The following is a 19,968-nucleotide window of genomic DNA, read 5'->3' on the forward strand; positions in this document are numbered from 1 at the left end:
GTAGGCGCAGGGGCCACTGTCTTTTGCAAAGAAGCAGGAATCCCGATGCCGGTCCTTTCGAACCAGTTCCAGGGCGATAAAGCCGCCAGACGGCCGGGCAGAGGTAGCGTCTGATGCGCTATATTTTCGCCGTTTGGGCTGCGCCGCTGGTCCTGTTCTGGGGCTGGTACTTCCTGTCGATCAACGACCTCCATTTCGGTTACCCGATCCTGAGTCGCGCCCTGAACCTGGCGATCTTCGACCTCTATGGCGAATTGCTCGGCGTCGAAGCGGCGAAGATCCCGTGGATGATCGGCAAGGCCTGCATCCTCGACACATTCATCCTTTTGGCAATCTGGGCGTTCCGCCGACGCAAGCTGATTGCCGAGAAGGTGAGGGGCTGGCGCTCTAATCCCCGGCCGGAGATGCGTCGAGTGTCTGAAGCCGGTCGAGTACACCCTGCAGAATAAAGGCGGCGGCGGCCGAATCGATACGGCCATCACGCTTCTTGCGCGAGACGTCCATCTCGATCAGCGCGCGTTCGGCGGCAACCGTCGACAGCCGCTCATCCCAGAACAGGAACGGCAGGTCGGTCAGGTTGGCTGCGTTGCGCACGAAGGCGCGCGACTTCTGGGCGCGTGGCCCCTCGGAGCCATCCATGTTGATCGGCAGGCCGATGACGATCGCACCGGTGTTCTCCTTGGCCAGCATGGCAAGCAAAGCGGCCACGTCGAGCGTGAATTTCTTACGGATGATGACCTGGCGCGGATGCGAGAAGGAGAGGCCGCGATCGGAGACAGCAACGCCGATCGTCTTGTCGCCGAGGTCGAGCCCGGCTAGCGTCTTTCCGCCGGCCAGCAGCCCGGGCAGTTGTTCAATCGTAACGATGGCCAAGCGGCTTTCCTCTATGACTTGCCGGATGCGTGCGCCCGGACGGGCAGCGCAGGTCCTAACACCTTGAATTTACGTATCGGCCTCTTTGAAAGGGGCTTCGTGCGTTCTATCCTTTGGCCAACGAAATGACGAGGAGTGCCGAAACGATGAAGCTGACCTGGTATGGACATTCGGCATTCCGGATTGAAGTCGCTGGCGCTACCATTCTGATCGACCCGTTCCTGACCGGCAATCCGTCATGGGGACAGTCCTGGGAGCAGGCCGCCGACGGCGTCACCCATGTGCTTCTGACCCACGGCCATGACGACCATATCGGCGATGCCGCAGCGATCCTGAAGAAGACCGGCGCCATGCTCGTCGCCAATTTCGAGATCTGCATGTATCTCGTCGGCCAGGGCGTCAGCGACAAGCAGATCAATCCCGGCAATATCGGCGGCACCGTCGATTGCGGCAGCTTCACCACCACCTTCGTTGCGGCGCTGCATTCGTCGTCGGTCAGCGGGCCGAATGGCGGCAACGTCTATCTCGGCAATCCCGGCGGCCTGGTGCTGCATTTCGCCGAGGAACGCACGCTTTATCATATGGGGGACACTGACATCTTCTCCGACATGGCGCTGATCAACGAACTGCACGAGCCGGCCATCGGCCTCGTGCCGATCGGCGACCGCTTCACCATGGGGGGTGCTGTGGCAGCCCTTGCCTGCCGGCGTTTCTTCAAGTTCGAGACGGTAGTGCCATGCCACTTCGCCAGCTTCCCGATCATCGACCAGACGGCGGAACAGTTCGTCGCCGGCCTCGACGGCTCGGGCGTCGAGGTGGTGTTGCCCAAGGTTGGCGTGGCCACGGACATCTGAGCGCGGTGGCATCGCCGCTGAATGGGGGCCGCTGAATGGGGGCCGTTGAATGGGGTTCGACATGAAGATCTGGCGAATTGTTGCAGTGTCCTCGCTTGTGGCATTTGGCACCTCGGCCCATGCCGTCGACTTCATCAAGGGCGTCTATCTTCAGTCCGAGGAGCTCTGCGCCCAGGCCAAGAAGGATTCGCTGCAGTCGGTCATCGACGCCGGCAGCCTTGTCCTGTCGGCGGACGGGCTCGAAAGCGTCGAATACAATTGCGAGTTTCTCAATGTCACCCGGGCGACGCGGGCGCCTGCATGGGCGGTGACGGCAGTATGCCAGGAGCCCGGGCATCTGTTCCCCGACACGCTGTCGATCCTGGAGCTGAGCCCGACGCAGCTCGAGCTCGTGTCGGTGCGCCAGGTCGACCCCGAGGGCGGCCAGACCGACAATGGCGGCACCTATGTGCTGTGCGACGGCGTCGCCATGCCATGAGCATGATCATCGATGTTGCACCGCGCGCGCCGCGCCGTTATAGCCCGACCTGACCAGTTTACCGGCTTTCCGGAGTTTTTTCGATGTCCGTTGATCTCAAGACCGTAAAGCGCGTCGCGCATCTCGCCCGTATCGCTGTGAGCGAGGACGATGCCCAGCGCATGACCGGCGAATTGAACGCTATCCTCGGCTTCGTCGAGCAGCTCAACGAGGTCGACGTTACAGGTGTCGAGCCAATGACGTCGGTCACGCCGATGGAGATGAAGAAGCGCGTCGATGCCGTCACCGACGGCAACAAGGCGGCCGACATCGTCGCCAACGCGCCTGCCACCGACGAGAATTTCTTCCTTGTGCCGAAAGTGGTGGAATAGGCCCTGCCGGCCAGTCCGTCGTCTCATCAAAAGCAGCTTTCGGCTGCGTGACCCCGAAGTGAATTCGCCATGACCGACCTGACCAGACTGACGATTGCCGAAGCGCGCGAGAAGCTGCGCGGCAAGGAGATCACCGCCACGGAGCTGACCGACGCCTACGTCAAGGCGATCGATCAGGCCAACGCGACCTTCAACGCCTATGTCGCCACGACGCCTGACAAGGCGCGCGAGATGGCCAAGGCGTCCGATGCCAGGCTCGCCAAGGGCGAGGGCGGTGCGCTCGAGGGCATTCCGCTCGGCATCAAGGATCTGTTCGCCACCGAGGGCGTGCACACCCAGGCCTGCAGCCATGTGCTCGATGGCTTCGAACCGCGCTACGAATCGACGGTTACGGCCAATCTGTGGGCCGACGGCGCCGTGATGCTCGGCAAGCTCAACATGGATGAGTTCGCCATGGGCTCGTCGAACGAGACCTCCTATTACGGTCCGGTGATCAACCCGTGGCGGCGGTCGCGCACCGAGACGGTGGTGATGCCGACAACCCATCAGGGCGATGGCGGCTTCGTTGCCGCCGGTGGCGCAAAGACCGCGCGTGTCTACGACAACATGCAGCTTGTGCCGGGCGGCTCCTCCGGCGGTTCCGCCGCAGCGGTTTCGGCCTTCCTGTGCGCCGGTGCGACGGCCACCGATACGGGTGGCTCGATCCGCCAGCCAGCAGCCTTTACCGGCACCGTCGGCATCAAGCCGACCTATGGTCGCGTTTCGCGCTGGGGCACCGTTGCCTTCGCCTCGTCGCTCGACCAGGCCGGCCCGATCGCCCGCGACGTGCGCGATGCCGCGATCCTGCTCAAGTCGATGGCCTCCGTCGATGCCAAGGACACCACTTCGGTCGACCTGCCGGTGCCGGACTACGAAGCGGCGATCGGCAAATCGGTCAAGGGCATGAAGATCGGCATTCCCAAGGAATACCGCGTCGACGGCATGCCCGAGGACATCGAGGCACTTTGGCAGAAGGGCATTGCCTGGCTCAGGGATGCCGGCGCCGAGATCGTCGACATCTCGCTGCCGCATACCAAATACGCGCTGCCGGCCTATTACATCGTGGCGCCTGCCGAAGCGTCGTCGAACCTCGCCCGCTACGACGGTGTCCGCTACGGCCTGCGCGTGCCGGGCAAGGACATCATAGAGATGTACGAGAACACTCGCGCTGCAGGCTTCGGCCGCGAGGTCAAGCGCCGCATCATGATCGGCACCTACGTCCTCTCAGCCGGCTATTACGACGCCTATTACCTCCAGGCGCAGAAGGTGCGCACGCTGATCAAGCGCGACTTCGAACTGGCGTTTGCCGCCGGCGTCGATGTCATCCTGACGCCGGCGACGCCTTCGGCCGCGTTCGGCGTCGCCGACGAGGACATGGCCGCCGATCCGGTCAAGATGTATCTCAACGACATCTTCACGGTGACGGTGAACATGGCCGGCCTGCCTGGCATCGCCGTCCCCGCCGGCCTCGACGGCCACGGCCTGCCGCTCGGCCTGCAGCTGATCGGGCGCCCGTTTGACGAAGAGACGCTGTTCCAGACCGCTCATGTCATCGAGCAGGCCGCTGGCCGTTTCCAGCCGGAGAGGTGGTGGTAGGCGCATAGCGCCTGTCATCCGAGGCCGGGTGCGTATCAGCTGTCCAGTCGAGCAAGACCGGGGTCGTACTTTTCGTGCTGACATAGTACTGGATTGGAGGGGGCTCCATTCCAGTACGGACGGCATATCGGTTTGTTCTTCTATCTCTCCAAGACCTTCTGGTTCTTCGCCCAGCCGCTCAATTTCGCAATATTCCTGCTTGCGGCCGGGCTGGTTGCCAGCTTCTTCGGGCGCCGGCGGTTCTTCCGCATGGCGACCTTCGCCTCACTGATGATTCTGGCCTTCGCGACCTGGACTTCTCTCGGCTCGCTGATGCTCAACCCTCTGGAAGAGCGGTTCCAGCGGCCGGTTCAGCCGGCCAAGGTCGACGGCCTCGTCGTCCTGGGCGGTGGCTTCGAGGGCGCGATCAACCTGGCCCGCGGCGGCTACGAGCTCAACAGCGGGGGCGACCGCTTTGTCGAGACCGCGATCCTTGCCCGCCACTATCCTGATGCGAAGGTCGTCATTTCGGGCGGCAACGGCTCGCTCACGCTGGATGGCGAAGGCGACGCCGATACGGCGCCGCGCCTGCTCGAAGCGCTCGGGGTGGCGCGCGACAGGCTGATTCTCGAAAACCGTTCGCGGAACACCTACGAAAATGCGCTGTTCTCCAAGGAGATGGTGACGCCAAAGCCTGGCGAGACCTGGCTGCTGGTCACTTCGGCCTTCCACATGCCGCGTTCGATGGCGCTGTTTGCCAAGGCCGGTTTCCAGGTAGTCGCCTGGCCGGTCGACTATCGCACGTCGGGGCAGGAGGGAGTCGGCCTGTTCACCGACAACCCCGCCGATTCGCTTCAGAACACGACGATGGCGATGCGCGAATGGATCGGCCTTCTGGCCTACTGGTTGTCGGGTCGAATCGACGATCCGTTTCCAGGCCCGAAATCCTGAACCAGCACGGCCGTGCGGGCTTCGGAAAAAAACTGGCGCCTGATCAGTACCGCGAGCAGCACCACTGTCGTGACGAAGAAGACGCGTGCGTCGACGAACCAGCCGAGATAGCCGATGGAGAAGAAGACGCCGCGCAGGCCGGCGTTGAAATGCTTGCCGGCGAGTTGGTTCATGCGGGTCGCCCGCATGACCGCGACGTCGATCGCCGCGTTGGGCTCGCTGCCGGGGCTGAGCTGGGGAACGGCGCCGATCAGGATCGAGCAGTAGTTGAACAGCCGGTAGGCCCAGCCGAACTTGAAGAATGAATAGGCCAGGATGACGATCAGGCCGATGACCTTGATCTCGAACAGCGGTCGCGCGGTCGCACCGGCCAGCGGCACGTCGCTGAGGATGGCCAGCACCCGGTCCGATGCGCCGAGCAGCGCGAAGCAGCCGCCGACCGCGATCAGCGAGCTCGAGGCGAAGAAGGCCGTGCCCTGCTGCAGGCCGTTCATGATCGATGTGTCCACGATCCTGACTTCGCGCCGCGCCATAGTCGCCATCCAGGCGGCGCGCTGTGCGTTCATCGCCCGCGTCAGCGACATGCGCGTGACGATATGACCTTCGGCGCCAAGGGCGTGAAACACCCAGCCGGCGAGGAAGAACGCCAGTGCCGCGATGTCGAGGACACCCAAAGGACCGGTCATGGAAGCGGAATCGTTGATCATCCAGTGCAGGCTAGCATGCGTGCCGCACCTATTTCGAGATCATGTGCCTGCCACGGCACTGTCACAGGTGTTTAAAAAGCATGAATGGTAAACTCCGCATAAGTGCCTGATTTGATTAAATTTGGATTGATGGCTGCATGGCTGCCATGCAGATTTCGCCATGCTTTGGCCATTTTTTGCAATTGCGAAGGCGCGCGCAAAGGCGTATCCAGCAGGCAACTCGGCCGCGTGCTGAGGCGGACCCACCGCCCGCTGACCGAACCACAAGGATCTTGCTAAACATCATGGATGACGGCGTTCAGAAATCCTGCTGGGGCCTTACGGCCAAGGCAGTGATTGGCTTTGCAGGTTTTCTTCTTATTGCCTGGCTGGTGAGCGGTGCCGAAACGGCAGCTGTCGTGGCCGCCGGCTGATCGAAAATCGCTAGGATTGGATACAAAAAGCGCGGCTGGGCCGCGCTTTTTTGCTATATGGCCTTGCTTTATCAGGCGGTTTTTTCAAATGTCGCGCGCTGAGCAAACCACGTCGGATCGCGCCTAGCCATGGACGTGAAAAGGGCGGAATGATCGTATACATACGCGACATGAGCCGCCGACGTCGCAGGGAGTGAAATTTGTTTCTTTCGGTATTCGACCTGTTCAAGATCGGCATTGGTCCGTCGAGCTCGCACACGATGGGGCCGATGACGGCGGCTGCGCGTTTTCTCGACGAGATCCTCACCGGCGACTGGCCACGCCCGGCAGGCGCCAAGGTCGACCGCGTCGGCGCGAGCCTGCACGGATCGCTCGCCTACACCGGCGTCGGCCACGGAACCGACCGCGCCGTCATGCTCGGCCTCTACGGGCTGACCCCTGTCACCGTCGACCCGGACCAGACGGACGGCATCGTCGAGCAGATCTCGCGCGACAAGCGTGTGTCGCCGGAGGGCCATCCATCCTACCGCTTCGATCCGGGCATCGATCTTGTGCTCGACAAGAAGACGCCGCTGCTCGGCCACGCCAATGGAATGGCGTTTTACGCCTATGACGTGAGCGATCGCCTGCTGCTCAAGCGCATCTATTACTCCATCGGCGGGGGCTTCGTTGTCTCGGAGGAAGAGCTGCAGCGAATGAAGGCCAAGACCGTGGCTCCGGCGGCGGGCAAGCGTGTGCCATACCCGTTTGCCAATGCGGTCGAGATGCTGGCCATGGCGTCGCGGAGCGGGCTCTCCATTGCCGAGATGAAGCGCGCCAACGAAGAAATCCACATGCAGCGCGCCGATCTCGATGCCGGTCTCGATGCCGTCTGGGACGCAATGAGCCGCTGCATCGACCGTGGCCTGTCGCAGGACGGCATCATGCCGGGCGGCCTCAAGGTTCGTCGCCGCGCCCGCCAGCTGCACGACAAGCTGCAGGAACAGTGGAGCCAGAACCGGCCCAATCCGCTGCTCGCCAATGACTGGCTGTCGATCTACGCCATGGCCGTCAACGAAGAGAACGCCGCCGGTGGCCGCGTCGTCACGGCGCCGACCAACGGTGCTGCGGGCACGCTGCCTGCCGTCCTGCGCTACTGGCTGCATTTCCATGTCGAGGCCGACAAGGACAGCATCCGCGACTTCCTGCTGACCGCAGCCGCCGTGGGTGGCATCATCAAGACCAACGCCTCCATCTCGGGCGCCGAGGTCGGCTGCCAGGGCGAGGTCGGCTCGGCTTCGGCGATGGCGGCGGCCGGCCTGTGCGCGGTCATGGGCGGTACGCCCGAGCAGGTCGAGAACGCTGCCGAAATCGCGCTCGAACACCATCTCGGCATGACCTGCGATCCCGTCGGTGGCCTGGTCCAAGTGCCGTGCATCGAGCGCAACGCGCTCGGCGCGGTTAAGGCGGTCACCGCGGCGTCACTTGCGATCAAGGGCGACGGCAAGCATTTCGTGCCGCTCGACGCCGCCATCGAGACGATGCGCCAGACCGGCATGGACATGAGCGAGAAGTACAAGGAAACCAGCCTCGGCGGTCTCGCGGTCAACGTCGTCGAGTGCTGAGGGGCCGACAGGCTGGCCCAACAGGCCAGCCTGTGCAAAACCACTGCCGGCGTTGAATGCGTCCGACGGAGACGCTAGTTTTCCAGCCATGTCTCTGAACATGCTAAAACTCTGCGTCGGCTGCGACAGCGTCGAGGACCTCGAGGAATGGATCGCCTTCCGCCTGGACGAGCGCAGGCGCAATGGCGAGCCGGTGGAGCAGTTCCACACCACCCGCATGGTGCCGACGCGGGGCGCTGAGCTGACCGCCGGCGGCTCGCTCTACTGGGTCATCAAGGGCAATGTTCAGTGCCGCCAGCGCCTGCTGGAAATCCGGCCGTTTACAGATTCCGAAGGCATCGGCCGCTGCCACCTCATTCTCGAGCCGACTGTCGTGCGCACCGACTGGCAGCCGCGACGCGCGTTCCAGGGCTGGCGTTACCTCAAGATATCAGATGCGCCTGCCGATCTAGGCCAGGGCAATGCAGGCCTTGCCGAAATGCCGCCAAAGCTGCGGCTGGAGCTTGCCGAGCTCGGCCTGCTCTAGCCCAGGCGCTGACGCCCGCAACGACGGGCTTGCAAGCAATCGCGCGCCGCCACATCTTCTTTGCTGATGAGCGAGCAAAGCAAGCCCCCGGCTACTTCAGCCAATCACCCGCCGGCCGAGCGCCGTTCGGATTCCGCGGCGATCGACGCGTTCGTTCGCCAGGCGCGCGTGCTGGCCGCCAGCAAGGCCAATGGCCGGCTGGTGCTGGCGCTAGACGCCACGATGAGCCGGCAGCCGACCTGGGATCTCGCCTGCGAGTTGCAGGGCCAGATGTTCGATGCCGTCGGCAACACCGGCAGGCTGAATGTGCAACTGGTCTACTTCCGCGGGCTTGGCGAATGCCGGGCGTCGAAATTCGTCGCCGAGACTGCTTCACTCAAGCAGCTGATGACGTCGATCCAGTGCCGCAGCGGTCAGACACAGGTCGGCAAGGTGCTGGCGCATACGCTCAAGGAAACGGCCACCACCAAGGTCGATGCGCTGGTCTATATCGGCGATGCGATGGAAGAAAACATCGACGAACTGGCCGAGAACGCCGGCAAGCTTGGCTTGTTGGGCGTTCCGGCTTTCGTCTTCCAGGAAGGCCATGACGCAGACGCCGAGCGCGCCTTCAAGGAGATCGCGCGGCTGTCCAAGGGCGCCTGGTTCCGCTTTGACCGCAAGGCCGCGGCGACCTTGTCGAAGCTGCTGTCGGCCGTCGCCGTCTTTGCCACGGGCGGCATCAAGGCGCTGGAGGCGAGGGGCCGTCCTGAGGACATTCTGATGATCGAGCATTTAAGGAGCGGCAAGGCACCATGACAGTTCTCGCCATCCTTGCCGCTGTCCTGGTGTTTACGACGCTTGTTGTCACCGTGTTCCTGCGCGCCGACGCAACCCAGCTTGCCAAGGCGCTGAAGATGGCCGGGCCGTTGGCGCTGGGGCTGGTTGGCGTGGTGTTGTTGCTGTTGGGCCGGGCAGCCGTCGGCGGCGGCCTGATCTCCGCGGCTCTGGCATGGTACGCCGCCGGCAGGAGGGGGGCTTCTACCAGTCGAACGCCGGGGCGGCGTTCGACCGTAAGGACCGCGGCGCTCGAAATGGAGCTCGATCACGACACCGGAGGCCTGCAGGGTTTTGTCCTGGCCGGCCATCAGGAAGGCAAGTCACTTGCTTCACTCGGCCTCACCGAACTGAAAGCACTCTACAAGGAGCTGTCCGGCGATCCGGAAAGCCGCCAGCTACTTGAGACCTATCTTGACGGCCGCTTTCCCGTTTGGCGAGAAGACGCGCAACCTGACCGAGACGACGGGCAGCGTGTTGCGCCAAGTTCTGGCGCCATGACTAAGGAGGAGGCCTACAAGGTCCTTGGTCTTGAAGCGGGGGCCGCCGCGGCGGATGTCCGCAAGGCGCATCGACGACTGATTCAGCGCCTGCATCCCGATCTCGGAGGCTCGTCTTTCCTCGCGGCGAGGATCAACGAAGCCAAGGACGTCCTTCTCTCCGATCATCACTAGACTCTCCTTCGACACAGAACTTTCCAGGAGGTTGGGGTGTGCCTACTGCGCGATGGCGTAGCAGGCGATCTTCTTCTTCTTCAGTGCGTTGCAGGCATTCCAGGCAGCGTCCTTGGAATCGAAGCCGGCAAAGCGGGCACGGAAGTAGGTCACGCCGCCCTTCTCGAAGGGCACGGTGTAGGCGGAGGCATCGGCCAGAACCGCTGGAACCTGCTTGGCGGTCTTGTCGAGGATCTTGCGGGCTTCGCCATCGCTTGGCGACGACGCGACCTGGATGGCCCAGCCCGAGGGAACCGACGCGGTCTTCATCTGGTCCAGGGCCTGGACGGCGGGGGCGCGCTGTTCGGCATAAGCCTGCTCGACGCCGGCCGGTTCGCTCGGCACGGCATCCTTGGCCTTGCGGATCTGGAACGGAATCTTGCCGCCAAAACGTTCGGTCGAAGCCATGGCGATCTTCGGCTCGGCGCTGCGAGTGATAACCGGCTTAGGAGCAGGTACGGCCGCGGCGACGGCCACTTCGTCGCTCTCGACGGCTTCGTTGGCAGAGGCGTCGGCGACGACGATCTCTTCGGTTTGCGGACGCATGCCGGGCATCGGCGCATTGCGCTTAGGCAGCTGAGCCTTGGCGACGGCGACGGCCGGCATCGGCGTGTCGGTCTTGGCGATCAGGTCGCCACCGCCGCGCCTGGAGGCCTGCGGCATGTAGGTCTTGATCAGCTCGGCCATCTTGTTGTCGCGGCTGGCGCCGCTGGTGCCGCCGAGAACGACTGCGACGATGCGGCGGTTGCCGTCCTGGACCGAGGAAACCAGGTTGAAGCCTGATGCGCGGGTGTAACCGGTCTTGATGCCGTCGACGCCCTTGATGCGGCCGAGCAGGCGATTGTGGTTGGCGATGCGCTGGCGACCGAAGGCGAAGGAGCGCGTCGAGAAGTAGCTGTAATATTGCGGGAAATGCTCGCGCAACGCGATACCAAGCTTGGCCATGTCGCGTGCGGTGGTGAACTGGGCGGTGTTGGGCAGGCCGTTGGCATTGCGGAACACCGTGCCCTTCATGCCGAGGCTGCGTGCCTTGGCGGTCATCATGCGGGCGAAGTTTTCCTCGGAGCCGCCGATCATTTCGCCAAGTGCGGTCGAAGCGTCGTTTGCCGAGCGCGTTATGAGCGAGAGGATCGCCGCCTCGACGCTGATCGAACCGCCAGCCTTGACGCCGATCTTGGTCGGAGGCTCGGCAGCGGCATTCTTGGAGAATACGACCTGGGAATCTTTCTGGATCCGGCCCTTCGAAAGTGCCTCGAAGGTCAGATAAAGCGTCATCATCTTGGTCAGCGACGCCGGATAGCGCCGGGAATCGGCGCTTGACGAGTGAAGCGTCTCGCCGGTGTTTGCATCGATGACGATCGCTGCGTATCTGCTGTCCTTCGCCGCCGAAACAGGGGCTGCGGACGCGATGCCGATGGCTGCGGCAAGAGTGAAAACCATGAACGTTTTGATGGAGATGGCCGACTTGAGCACTTTACCCGGCAACGCTTGACGCACTGTTACACCCTTGAATTATTGTTGCATGAAGGGCGGCAAAGGTTCCTGCCCCGTATCGATGCACAGTAGGGTCACAGCGTTACCAATCCGTTTATGGTAACCGGCTCGTTCACACTTTTGATTGGGCTTTAGTCTAGTTTTACCGAATGGGGTCGTCGTTTGGACGGTGCGAAATGACGTCGGGTCAGTTGACATTTTGTGCGCTGCACAATATCTAGGCTGCATCGCACAATCACATAGCGCAGCGCGCGGAACCCGAAAGGATGCAGCGATGACCCAGACCTATGAAGATTTCAGCAAATACGGCAAGGACTTCGTCGACACCGGCCTGAAGAGCTTCGCTTCGCTCTCCAAGGGCGCGCAGGCGATCGCCACCGAGACCACCGACTACACCAAGAAGAGCTTCGAGTCGGGTGCAGCCACTTTCGAGAAGCTGCTCGGCGTCAAGTCGCTCGAAAAGGCCGTCGAAATCCAGACTGACTATGCCAAGCAGGCTTATGAAGGTTTTGTCGCCGAGGCGACCAAGCTCGGCGAACTGTATGCCGAACTTGCCAAGGACGCCTACAAGCCGTTTGAGTCGCTCGTCGCCAAGGCGAAGTGATCGACTGATCCCCGATTTCTGGGGGCTGGATCGAAAGATCCGGCAGATACGACCCGGTTGCGCTCGCGCAGCCGGGTTTTTTGTTTTTCTTTTGCACAAGTGCTTCACGTTTATGGCAATTCGGGCCATGCCGCCCCCGTCACCGTATTGTCAGCACGTCAGAAGGGCTTAAAATCCCCCTAATGACACCTACATGACGAAGTGTCGGAATTGATGAAGGGCAGAACCAGATTGACGACCGGCTTGGAAGCCACGAACGACGTCGTGGCGCGGATGCAGAACGGTGACGAGGGAGGCAACGGCCCAAGCCGTGGCACGGCTGTCATCACCCGTACGAAGACCAAGACCAAGCGGCCGAGCCTCTACCGGGTGCTCATCCTCAATGACGACTACACCCCGATGGAGTTCGTCGTGCACGTGCTCGAACGCTTCTTCCAGAAGGACAAGGAGGCCGCTACCCGCATCATGTTGCATGTCCATAATCATGGCGTCGGCGAATGCGGGATCTACACCTTCGAAGTGGCCGAGACCAAAGTGTCCCAGGTCATGGATTTCGCCAGACAGAACCAGCATCCGCTGCAATGCGTGATGGAGAAGAAGTGAGGTATTGAATGCCGGCTTTCTCCCAGGGCCTCGAAAAAGCGCTGCATCAGGCGTTGACGCTCGCCAACGAGCGTCACCACGAATATGCAACCCTTGAACATCTGCTGCTCGCCCTCATCGATGACAATGAGGCGGCCGCCGTCATGCGTGCCTGCAACGTCGATCTCGACGAACTTAAGCAGACAGTGCTGACCTATATCGACACCGAGCTCGACAATCTCGTCACCGGCTATGACGAGGATTCTAAGCCGACCGCCGGTTTCCAGCGCGTCATCCAGCGCGCCGTCATCCACGTCCAGTCATCCGGGCGCGAGGAAGTGTCCGGCGCCAACGTGCTTGTTGCGATCTTCGCCGAGCGCGAAAGCCACGCCGCCTATTTCCTGCAGGAACAGCAGATGACCCGCTATGACGCGGTCAACTATATCTCGCACGGCATCGCCAAGCGTCCCGGAGCCACCGAGACCCGCAGCCCGCGCGGCGCCGACGAAGAGCAGCATGGCTCGAACGGCGAGGCAGGCGAAGAGACGGGCAAGGGCAAGAAGCAACAGGATGCGTTGACCGCCTATTGCGTCAACCTCAACGTCAAGGCGCGCGCCGGCAAGATCGATCCGCTGATCGGCCGGGAGTCCGAGATCAACCGCACCATTCAGGTGCTGTGCCGGCGCTCCAAGAACAACCCGCTCTATGTCGGTGATCCCGGCGTGGGCAAGACGGCCATTGCCGAAGGCCTGGCCAAGCGCATCGTCGAAGGCGATGTCCCTGAAGTGCTCGAGGATGCCACCATCTTTGCGCTCGACATGGGCACGCTGCTTGCCGGCACGCGTTATCGCGGCGACTTCGAGGAGCGTTTGAAGCAGGTCGTCAAGGAGCTCGAGGAGTATCCGGGCGCGGTGCTGTTCATCGACGAGATCCACACGGTGATCGGTGCGGGTGCAACGTCCGGTGGCGCAATGGACGCTTCCAACCTGCTCAAGCCGGCGCTGTCGTCGGGTGCCATCCGCTGCATCGGCTCGACCACCTACAAGGAGTTCCGCCAGTTCTTCGAGAAGGACAGGGCGCTTGTCCGTCGTTTCCAGAAGATCGATGTCAACGAGCCGACCGTCGATGACGCCATCGAGATCATGAAGGGCCTCAAGCCCTACTATGAGGACTTCCACAAGGTGAAGTTCACCAACGAGGCGATCAAGGCGGCGGTCGAGCTTTCGGCGCGCTACATCAACGACCGCAAGCTGCCCGACAAGGCGATCGACGTGATCGACGAGACGGGCGCGTCGCAGATGCTTTTGCCGGAAGGCAAGCGCAAGAAGACGATCGGCATCAAGGAGATCGAAGCGACGATCGCCACCATGGCGCGCATCCCGCCGAAGACGGTCTCGGCCGACGACGAAAAGGTGCTGGCCGGCCTCGAGGTCGAACTGCAGCGTGTCGTCTACGGACAGGACACGGCGATCACCGCGCTTACCTCGGCGATCAAGCTGGCACGTGCGGGCCTGCGCGAACCGGAGAAGCCGATCGGCTCCTACCTGTTCTCGGGCCCGACCGGCGTCGGCAAGACCGAAGTGGCAAAGCAGCTTGCACTGTCGCTCGGCGTCGAACTGATCCGCTTCGACATGTCGGAGTATATGGAGCGCCATACCGTCAGCCGCCTGATCGGCGCGCCGCCCGGATATGTCGGCTTCGACCAGGGCGGCCTGCTGACCGACGGTGTCGACCAGCATCCGCATTGCGTGCTGCTGCTCGACGAAGTCGAAAAGGCCCATCCCGACCTGTTCAACATCCTGTTGCAGGTCATGGACCACGGCAAGCTGACCGACCACAACGGCAAGCAGATCGACTTCCGCAATGTCATCCTGATCATGACCACCAATGCGGGTGCGTCCGACGCGCAGCGCGCGGCGATCGGCTTTGGATCGACAAAACGCGAAGGCGACGATGTCGAGGCGATAAACCGGCTGTTCACGCCGGAGTTCCGCAACCGTCTCGATGCCATCATCCCGTTCGGCTCGCTGCCGGTGCCGGTGGTGCATCAGGTCGTGCAGAAGTTCGTCATGCAGTTGGAGGCCCAGCTTTCGGAGCGTGGCGTTACTTTCGACCTGTCGCCGGATGCCATCGCCTGGCTGGCCGAGAAAGGCTACGACGAGCGCATGGGCGCGCGTCCGCTCGGCCGCGTCATCCAGGAGCACATCAAGAAGCCGCTGGCCGACGAAGTGCTGTTCGGCAAGCTCAGGAAGGGCGGCACGGTGCGCGTTACCGTCGAGAAGAAGGAAACCGGCGAGTCCGGCCTGAAGCTCGAGACGCTCGCCGACGAAGTGCCGGTGAAGCCGAAGAAGGAAGATCCGGCCGATCGTCCGAAGGTCAAGAAGGCAGCTGCCAAGAAGCCTGTCGCCAAGAAGGTCGTGGCGGCAAAGCCGAAGTCGGAGCCGAAGGGCAAGGATGGCGGCAAGCGCAGTCTGGTTCCGCAACTGCCTCGAAAAGGCTGATTGAAGTACCAAGAAGCCCCGGAAACGGGGCTTCTTTTTTTGTTCATTCAAAGCGCTGGACGGCCTTTGTCAGGCAACAAGCGGGCTTTCGACACGGTTGCGGCCGAGCCGCTTGGCGCGATAGAGCCAGGTGTCGGCGTCCCGGATCATCTGTTCGGCCGAAACAGGACCGCTCTTGGCGGTCGTCACCCCGATGCTGACGGTGGTGCTCAGGCCGGGTTCGGCCAGTGTCATGGTTGCCACCGCTGAGCGAAGGCGTTCGGCGAGGATTGTCGCGTCGCCGGCGTTCAAATCCTGGCAGATGGCAACGAATTCCTCGCCGCCATAGCGGAACAGCCGGTCGCCGCTGCGCAGCGCGCCGTCCAGCGCACGTGCGACATCCTTGAGCACCTTGTCGCCGGTGACGTGGCCATGCTGGTCGTTGATGCTCTTGAAGTGGTCGATGTCGATCATCAACAGGCTCACCGGCTGGCGGTCGGCCAGCGGCCTGTCGATCAGCGACTGCGCCACAGCTTCGAAATGCCCACGGTCGCTTGTGCCGGTCAGCGTGTCCTTGCCGGTCTTTTGCAGCAGGTCCTCGTAGCGGTGGCGGAATGTCAGCCGGTCAAAGACCTTGAGCAGCGGTTCCGGCCCGGCCAGTGCCGGCCGGCTTTCGACGTGCCTGAGGTAGACCACGAGCATAGTGCTGTAGAGCGCGGCTGCCGCCATCTTGGCGATCCAGCCGCCGTAGAGCGCGCTGATCGGCACGCCCGATACGAGGTGGAGACCGAGAAAGAACATCAACTGGTCGAAGGTGAGGACCAGTGCCGCGCTCAGGAAAATGCGCTTGAACAGCGTGTTGGCGATACGCTGGCCGAGCTTCTCGTAGATCAGGATCAGGGCGATGCTGTCGAGGAACAGCAGTGCCGTTCCCCAGACCATCAGTACGCCCATGTCGTCGAGGAACGTCAGATCAGGCTGATAGCCCGGCATTTCGGCGACGTTGCCGTACAGGCGCAGGATCAGGGCCAGCGCCACCATCAGGCAGTTGCCGATCAACAGCCCGTAGATCGGCTGGCGCACCGTCTCGGCATCCTCCTTGATGTAGAGCAGGAGGAACATCATCAGCTTGCCGGAGAACATGACGGTCGAGCCGGGCGATATCAGGCCGAAGGGCAGCTGAACGAAGAACACCGCGGCGAGATAGGTCTCGAGGAAGTGCATCACGCCGAGCACGCAAACGAAGATGCCGATGCCGAATCTGTGGCGTGAATGGAAAACCGCGGCCATGGTCACGAAGTAGATCAGCGCCTGCAGGACGAGCAGCAATGCACCTGTCATGACGTGGCTGTTCCTCGCTTTCCACCTAAAGGCCTACCTACACATTCGCGGTACGTAAACCGTTAATATGCCGTCCGTTTCGCTGGTCGGCACGATGTTGCCCGGCCCGGGCAGCGGTCACGAGGCGCAGGTTCATTGCGCCAGGCGGAGTGAGGCGCTGACTTGGCCGGGAGGCCATGCTATGCGCCTTTCAATGCCTGCTGACCCCACATCTCCAACGCCGAGCCTGTCGACACGCCGCCTCTGGTATCTGCGCGGCGTTCGTGCCGCCTTCTCGATCCCTGGCCTTATCCTTGCCAGCGCCTTCATCGGCTTTGCCGGGCTTGCCAAGGAGGCTGGGCTGACGCTGGCGCAGACCGTCTTCATGGTCGGTATGGTCTGGGCGCTTCCGGCCAAGGTGGTGCTGATCGGCGCCATTCTCTCCGGCGCTTCGTTGCCGGCGGCGGCTTTCGCCGTGGCGCTGTCATCGATCCGGCTGACGCCGATGGTGGTGGCGCTGGTGCCCGAACTGCGCGGGCCCAGGACACCACGCTGGGTACTCTATGTCCTGTCGCATTTCGTCGCCGTCACCTCCTGGGTGCTGGCGATGGAGCGGCTGCGCGGCATCCCGCGCGAACTGCGCACCAGCTATTATGCCGGGCTCGGGTCGACGCTCGTGCTGTTCAACATGGCGGTTACGGCCGTCGTCTATCTCGTCGCCGACAGTCTGCCGCCGATCGTCTCGGCGGCATTGTTCTTGCTCACGCCGATGTATTTCCTGACCTCGCTCTGGGGATCGGCGCGAGAACGGGCAGGGCATGTCGCCATGGTCCTCGGGCTCATCCTCGGCCCGCTGCTCCATCTCGTCATCCCCGGTTTCGACCTGCTTGGCGCCGGGCTCATCGGCGGTGGGACCGCCTTTGCCTTCCACAAGCTGGCGCGGCGGAGGGCATCGGCATGACCTTCGGCGCAGTCGACAGCTGGTGGTGGCCGTTCCTGTTCATCCTCGTCGGCGGCTGGCTCGCAACCGACGCCTGGCGTTTCCTCGGGGTCTATCTCGGCGACCGTCTCAGCGAGAATTCCGACCTTCTCGTCCTGGTTCGCGCACTCGCCACCGCACTTGTCGCCGCCGTCATCGGCAATCTGATCGTTTTTCCCAGCGGGGCACTTATCGACACGGCACTCGCCTTGCGCATCGTCGCAGCCGGCGCAGGCTTCCTTGCATATCTCTATCTCGGGCGGAAGATCCTGGTCGGCATCGTTGTGGCGGAAGTGATCCTGCTGGTCGGGATGTGGAGTTTCTGAGCCAAAGAGACGTTCCGCCTATGCCGAAGTCTCAGCTTTGTTTCCATTGCGTGGCGGCATATTCACGACAGCTTAATTGCCGATGCGTATCATATCCAAGGGTTGGGGGATCCGCAAATGGCTGAACTGGAAGCGACAACGCCTGTACACAGGCAGCGGATTGATGCCGTCCTGTCCGTCAAAATGGCACTCGTCGGCTTGCTGATCGCAATCGACGCGCAGTGGATATGGGCGACGGACTTCGTTTTTGAACCTGGCAGTGCGGTCAAGGTTGTTGTCGTGGTATCCGGACTGACGTTCATATCTTGGTTATATGCCGTGAGGCGCCCGGTCGAACGATTCCAGGTCTTGTGCGCCGAGACAGCTGTGCTGTTGGCATTCTCTGCGGCTGCGGCCGTACTCAGCGTTTTGGTGATCTCAAGCAACATGCCGCTGATCGACGACCGGCTGATCACGTTCGACGCCGCGCTGGGTTTCGACTGGCGCGCCTATGTCGAATTCGTCAATGCGAGACCCTGGCTCGGTCAACTGTCTTCGATGGTCTATGTCACATCGCTGTCGCAGGTGGCATTGACGATACTTGCACTTAGCTTGTTGGGCCGAACCCGAAGAGTTCAGCATTTCGTGACGGCGGTTATGGTCGGTGCGCTGGTGTCCATTCTGGTCTCTGCCCTCTTGCCGGCGGCCGGGGCTCTCGGGACCATACGTCCACCCGCCGACTTCATGGCTTTGAACAGGCCAATCATCGATCTCGCATACAAGCAGGCGTTTTTTGACATTCGCGACGGCGCGTCCCGCTTGATCTCACTCGATCAACCGCAAGGACTCATTGCGTTCCCGTCCTATCACTGCACGCTTTCAGTGTTGACCATGATGGCTTTCCGGAAGGTCAGGATCTGGTTCTGGCCGGTGCTGGTACTGAACCTTGCCGTCATCCTGTCGACGCCGATCGACGGGGGGCATCATCTTGCCGACGCCTTGGCCGGCATCCTTGTGGCGTTTTTCGCCTGGAAGATGGCTGAGGCGCTCTCCGCGGCTGTTGAAGGCCGTAGAAGCCATCGCCTGCTCGCCAGCAGGGTCTGAGAACTTCCATCCAATTGGCGCGCCAAGGTGGCGGTAGATGTCGCAACCATCGAGGTCTCGGCTTTTTGTGGTTCCACGCGGTCATGGGGCTGATCACGCTTCTTGCCGAGTGGCCTTATCATGTTTTCCGCATGGGACTGATCGGCATGAACGCGCTGCTCGCGCGCCCCATCCTGGTCCAGGGCGGACACAATCTCGTAGACCTGATCGCCCCCCGCACTGCCATCACCTTCGTGGTCTGGCGGGTGGGGCTGGCGATCCATGATGCACTCGACAAGCCGGCAACCGATGTGACGCTGTCGCCGGCCTGAAAGGTGCTGCGCCGCTTATGCTGCTGCCAGCGCAGCCCTGATCTTCTCGGCGTTCTCAGCCAGTACTTCCGGCTTTTCCATCACCGCCGCGTGGCCCCTGGGTGCGACGCCTTCGAAGCGGGGCACGATGTGGACGTGGAGATGGAACACCGTCTGGCCGGCCGCAGCTTCGTTGAACTGGGAAATGACGATGCCGTCGGCGTCAAAGGCCTGTTGAGCGGCCCTTGCCACCTTCTGGACCGCTGAAAAAAGCCGGTCGAATGTTTTTGGCTCGGCATCGAGCAGATTGCGCGACGGCGTTTTTGGCACCACGAGAGTGTGGCCGGTGCTCTGCGGCATCACGTCCATGAACGCCACCACCGCATCGTCTTCGTAGACACGATGCGAGGGGATCTCGCCGCGCAGGATCTTGGCGAAGATGTTGTTTGGATCGTAAGCGGCGCTCGACATGGCCTATCCCGTTTGCTGCGATTTCGTGGTGGATGTTTCGGCGCTGGCAGGCGGAACGTCAAGCCGCGGAAGGCTGCAAGGAGCTGAGTTGAACTATATCTATCTGATCGTGGCGGTGGCCTTCGAGGTCGTTGCAACCTCCGCCCTCAAGGAAACCAACGGTTTCACGCGGCTGTGGCCATCCGTCGTAGCGCTGGCCGGCTATGCCTGCGCCTTCTATTTCCTGTCCCTTGTGCTGCGCCAGGTGCCGGTCGGCATCGTCTATGCGATGTGGTGCGGTGCCGGCATCGTCTTCATCACGGCGATCGCCTGGATCTGGTTCCGCCAGACGCTCGATCTGCCGGCACTTCTCGGCATCGGGTTGATCATGGCGGGTGTCATCGTGATCAACCTCTTCTCCAAGTCGGTAGCCCACTGAA

The 19,968-nt window shown here is 62.3% G+C and carries 24 protein-coding genes; 19 read left to right on the forward strand and 5 right to left on the reverse strand.

Translation table 11 applies throughout. The annotated features are described in order from the left end of the window. Positions 1 to 113 precede the first annotated feature (113 nt). Positions 114 to 449, forward strand: coding sequence for a DUF6105 family protein (locus tag DY201_RS14690; RefSeq protein ID WP_115731832.1), 336 nt, complete (start codon positions 114 to 116; stop codon positions 447 to 449). Here DY201_RS14690 and ruvX read toward each other — a convergent pair. After that, positions 388 to 873: a Holliday junction resolvase RuvX gene (gene ruvX, locus DY201_RS14695; protein ID WP_067962477.1), complete on the reverse strand. Its 486-nt coding sequence runs from the start codon at positions 871 to 873 to the stop codon at positions 388 to 390. The two genes, DY201_RS14690 and ruvX, sit on opposite strands and share 62 nt — an antisense overlap. A 146-nt stretch (positions 874 to 1,019) precedes the next feature. On the opposite strand from ruvX, the gene DY201_RS14700 reads away from it, so the two are divergent. The 5 genes from DY201_RS14700 to DY201_RS14720 all read left to right on the forward strand — a co-directional run bounded on the left by DY201_RS14700 (position 1,020) and on the right by DY201_RS14720 (position 5,141). Next, positions 1,020 to 1,727 (forward strand): metal-dependent hydrolase, encoded by a 708-nt coding sequence (locus tag DY201_RS14700; protein WP_115731833.1) that lies wholly within the window; start codon positions 1,020 to 1,022, stop codon positions 1,725 to 1,727. 49 nt (positions 1,728 to 1,776) lie between these two features. Further along, positions 1,777 to 2,205, forward strand: coding sequence for a hypothetical protein (locus DY201_RS14705; protein WP_245432001.1), 429 nt, complete (start codon positions 1,777 to 1,779; stop codon positions 2,203 to 2,205). Between the two features lie 83 nt (positions 2,206 to 2,288). Further along, positions 2,289 to 2,576, forward strand: a complete 288-nt coding sequence (gatC, locus tag DY201_RS14710; RefSeq protein ID WP_067962472.1) for an Asp-tRNA(Asn)/Glu-tRNA(Gln) amidotransferase subunit GatC — start codon at positions 2,289 to 2,291, stop codon at positions 2,574 to 2,576. Between the two features lie 69 nt (positions 2,577 to 2,645). Next, complete coding sequence (locus DY201_RS14715; RefSeq protein WP_115731834.1) at positions 2,646 to 4,211, forward strand: amidase; 1,566 nt, start codon at positions 2,646 to 2,648, stop codon at positions 4,209 to 4,211. Positions 4,212 to 4,343: 132 nt separating this feature from the next. Beyond that, entirely contained in the window at positions 4,344 to 5,141 is a 798-nt protein-coding gene (locus DY201_RS14720) for a YdcF family protein (RefSeq protein ID WP_115731835.1), read from the forward strand. Here the strand turns inward: DY201_RS14720 and DY201_RS14725 are convergent. Further along, positions 5,090 to 5,827 carry a DUF599 domain-containing protein gene (locus tag DY201_RS14725; RefSeq protein WP_115733805.1) on the reverse strand — a complete coding sequence of 246 codons (738 nt, stop codon included), beginning with the start codon at positions 5,825 to 5,827 and terminating at the stop codon, positions 5,090 to 5,092. The genes DY201_RS14720 and DY201_RS14725 overlap by 52 nt on opposite strands. A gap of 158 nt (positions 5,828 to 5,985) precedes the next feature. On the opposite strand from DY201_RS14725, the gene DY201_RS28755 reads away from it, so the two are divergent. The 5 genes from DY201_RS28755 (at position 5,986) to DY201_RS14745 (ending at position 9,881) form a co-directional block, all read left to right on the forward strand. After that, positions 5,986 to 6,261, forward strand: coding sequence for a hypothetical protein (locus DY201_RS28755; protein WP_131922290.1), 276 nt, complete (start codon positions 5,986 to 5,988; stop codon positions 6,259 to 6,261). 200 nt (positions 6,262 to 6,461) lie between these two features. Next, complete coding sequence (locus DY201_RS14730) at positions 6,462 to 7,865, forward strand: L-serine ammonia-lyase (protein WP_115731836.1); 1,404 nt, start codon at positions 6,462 to 6,464, stop codon at positions 7,863 to 7,865. 88 nt (positions 7,866 to 7,953) lie between these two features. Next, positions 7,954 to 8,391 (forward strand): DUF1489 family protein, encoded by a 438-nt coding sequence (locus DY201_RS14735; RefSeq protein WP_115731837.1) that lies wholly within the window; start codon positions 7,954 to 7,956, stop codon positions 8,389 to 8,391. Positions 8,392 to 8,457: 66 nt separating this feature from the next. Further along, positions 8,458 to 9,189 (forward strand): VWA domain-containing protein, encoded by a 732-nt coding sequence (locus DY201_RS14740; RefSeq protein WP_115731838.1) that lies wholly within the window; start codon positions 8,458 to 8,460, stop codon positions 9,187 to 9,189. After that, on the forward strand, positions 9,186 to 9,881 hold the full coding sequence (locus DY201_RS14745; protein WP_115731839.1) for a DnaJ domain-containing protein: 696 nt from the start codon (positions 9,186 to 9,188) through the stop codon (positions 9,879 to 9,881). Before DY201_RS14740 ends, DY201_RS14745 begins: the two co-directional genes overlap by 4 nt. Before the next feature lie 42 nt (positions 9,882 to 9,923). Here DY201_RS14745 and DY201_RS14750 read toward each other — a convergent pair whose 3' ends face one another. Continuing rightward, on the reverse strand, positions 9,924 to 11,360 hold the full coding sequence (locus DY201_RS14750) for a D-alanyl-D-alanine carboxypeptidase (protein WP_115733806.1): 1,437 nt from the start codon (positions 11,358 to 11,360) through the stop codon (positions 9,924 to 9,926). Positions 11,361 to 11,688: 328 nt separating this feature from the next. Between DY201_RS14750 and DY201_RS14755 the strand changes: the two genes are divergently transcribed. The 3 genes from DY201_RS14755 (at position 11,689) to clpA (ending at position 15,101) form a co-directional block, all read left to right on the forward strand. Continuing rightward, complete coding sequence (locus DY201_RS14755) at positions 11,689 to 12,018, forward strand: phasin family protein (RefSeq protein ID WP_115731840.1); 330 nt, start codon at positions 11,689 to 11,691, stop codon at positions 12,016 to 12,018. Positions 12,019 to 12,291: 273 nt separating this feature from the next. Beyond that, complete coding sequence (gene clpS / locus DY201_RS14760; RefSeq protein WP_165915888.1) at positions 12,292 to 12,621, forward strand: ATP-dependent Clp protease adapter ClpS; 330 nt, start codon at positions 12,292 to 12,294, stop codon at positions 12,619 to 12,621. Between the two features lie 8 nt (positions 12,622 to 12,629). Further along, positions 12,630 to 15,101, forward strand: coding sequence for an ATP-dependent Clp protease ATP-binding subunit ClpA (gene clpA, locus DY201_RS14765; RefSeq protein ID WP_115731842.1), 2,472 nt, complete (start codon positions 12,630 to 12,632; stop codon positions 15,099 to 15,101). Positions 15,102 to 15,170: 69 nt separating this feature from the next. On the opposite strand, the gene DY201_RS14770 is transcribed toward clpA, so the two are convergent. Next, on the reverse strand, positions 15,171 to 16,421 hold the full coding sequence (locus DY201_RS14770) for a GGDEF domain-containing protein (RefSeq protein ID WP_115731843.1): 1,251 nt from the start codon (positions 16,419 to 16,421) through the stop codon (positions 15,171 to 15,173). A gap of 181 nt (positions 16,422 to 16,602) precedes the next feature. On the opposite strand from DY201_RS14770, the gene DY201_RS14775 reads away from it, so the two are divergent. The 4 genes from DY201_RS14775 to DY201_RS14790 all read left to right on the forward strand — a co-directional run bounded on the left by DY201_RS14775 (position 16,603) and on the right by DY201_RS14790 (position 19,099). After that, entirely contained in the window at positions 16,603 to 17,361 is a 759-nt protein-coding gene (locus DY201_RS14775) for an AzlC family ABC transporter permease (RefSeq protein WP_425358730.1), read from the forward strand. Further along, positions 17,358 to 17,705 (forward strand): AzlD domain-containing protein, encoded by a 348-nt coding sequence (locus DY201_RS14780; protein WP_115731844.1) that lies wholly within the window; start codon positions 17,358 to 17,360, stop codon positions 17,703 to 17,705. Before DY201_RS14775 ends, DY201_RS14780 begins: the two co-directional genes overlap by 4 nt. Before the next feature lie 117 nt (positions 17,706 to 17,822). Further along, positions 17,823 to 18,788: a phosphatase PAP2 family protein gene (locus tag DY201_RS14785; protein ID WP_115731845.1), complete on the forward strand. Its 966-nt coding sequence runs from the start codon at positions 17,823 to 17,825 to the stop codon at positions 18,786 to 18,788. 65 nt (positions 18,789 to 18,853) lie between these two features. After that, a complete protein-coding gene (locus DY201_RS14790) occupies positions 18,854 to 19,099 on the forward strand; it encodes a hypothetical protein (protein WP_131922289.1) in 246 nt (81 codons plus the stop codon). Between the two features lie 15 nt (positions 19,100 to 19,114). Here the strand turns inward: DY201_RS14790 and DY201_RS14795 are convergent, their stop codons facing one another. After that, positions 19,115 to 19,549: an HIT family protein gene (locus tag DY201_RS14795; RefSeq protein WP_115731847.1), complete on the reverse strand. Its 435-nt coding sequence runs from the start codon at positions 19,547 to 19,549 to the stop codon at positions 19,115 to 19,117. Between the two features lie 88 nt (positions 19,550 to 19,637). On the opposite strand from DY201_RS14795, the gene DY201_RS14800 reads away from it, so the two are divergent. Continuing rightward, positions 19,638 to 19,967, forward strand: a complete 330-nt coding sequence (locus DY201_RS14800) for a DMT family transporter (RefSeq protein ID WP_115733808.1) — start codon at positions 19,638 to 19,640, stop codon at positions 19,965 to 19,967. The last annotated feature ends 1 nt before the right edge of the window (position 19,968 follow it).

The sequence above is a fragment of the Aminobacter aminovorans genome (assembly GCF_900445235.1).
GTDB lineage: Bacteria > Pseudomonadota > Alphaproteobacteria > Rhizobiales > Rhizobiaceae > Aminobacter > Aminobacter aminovorans.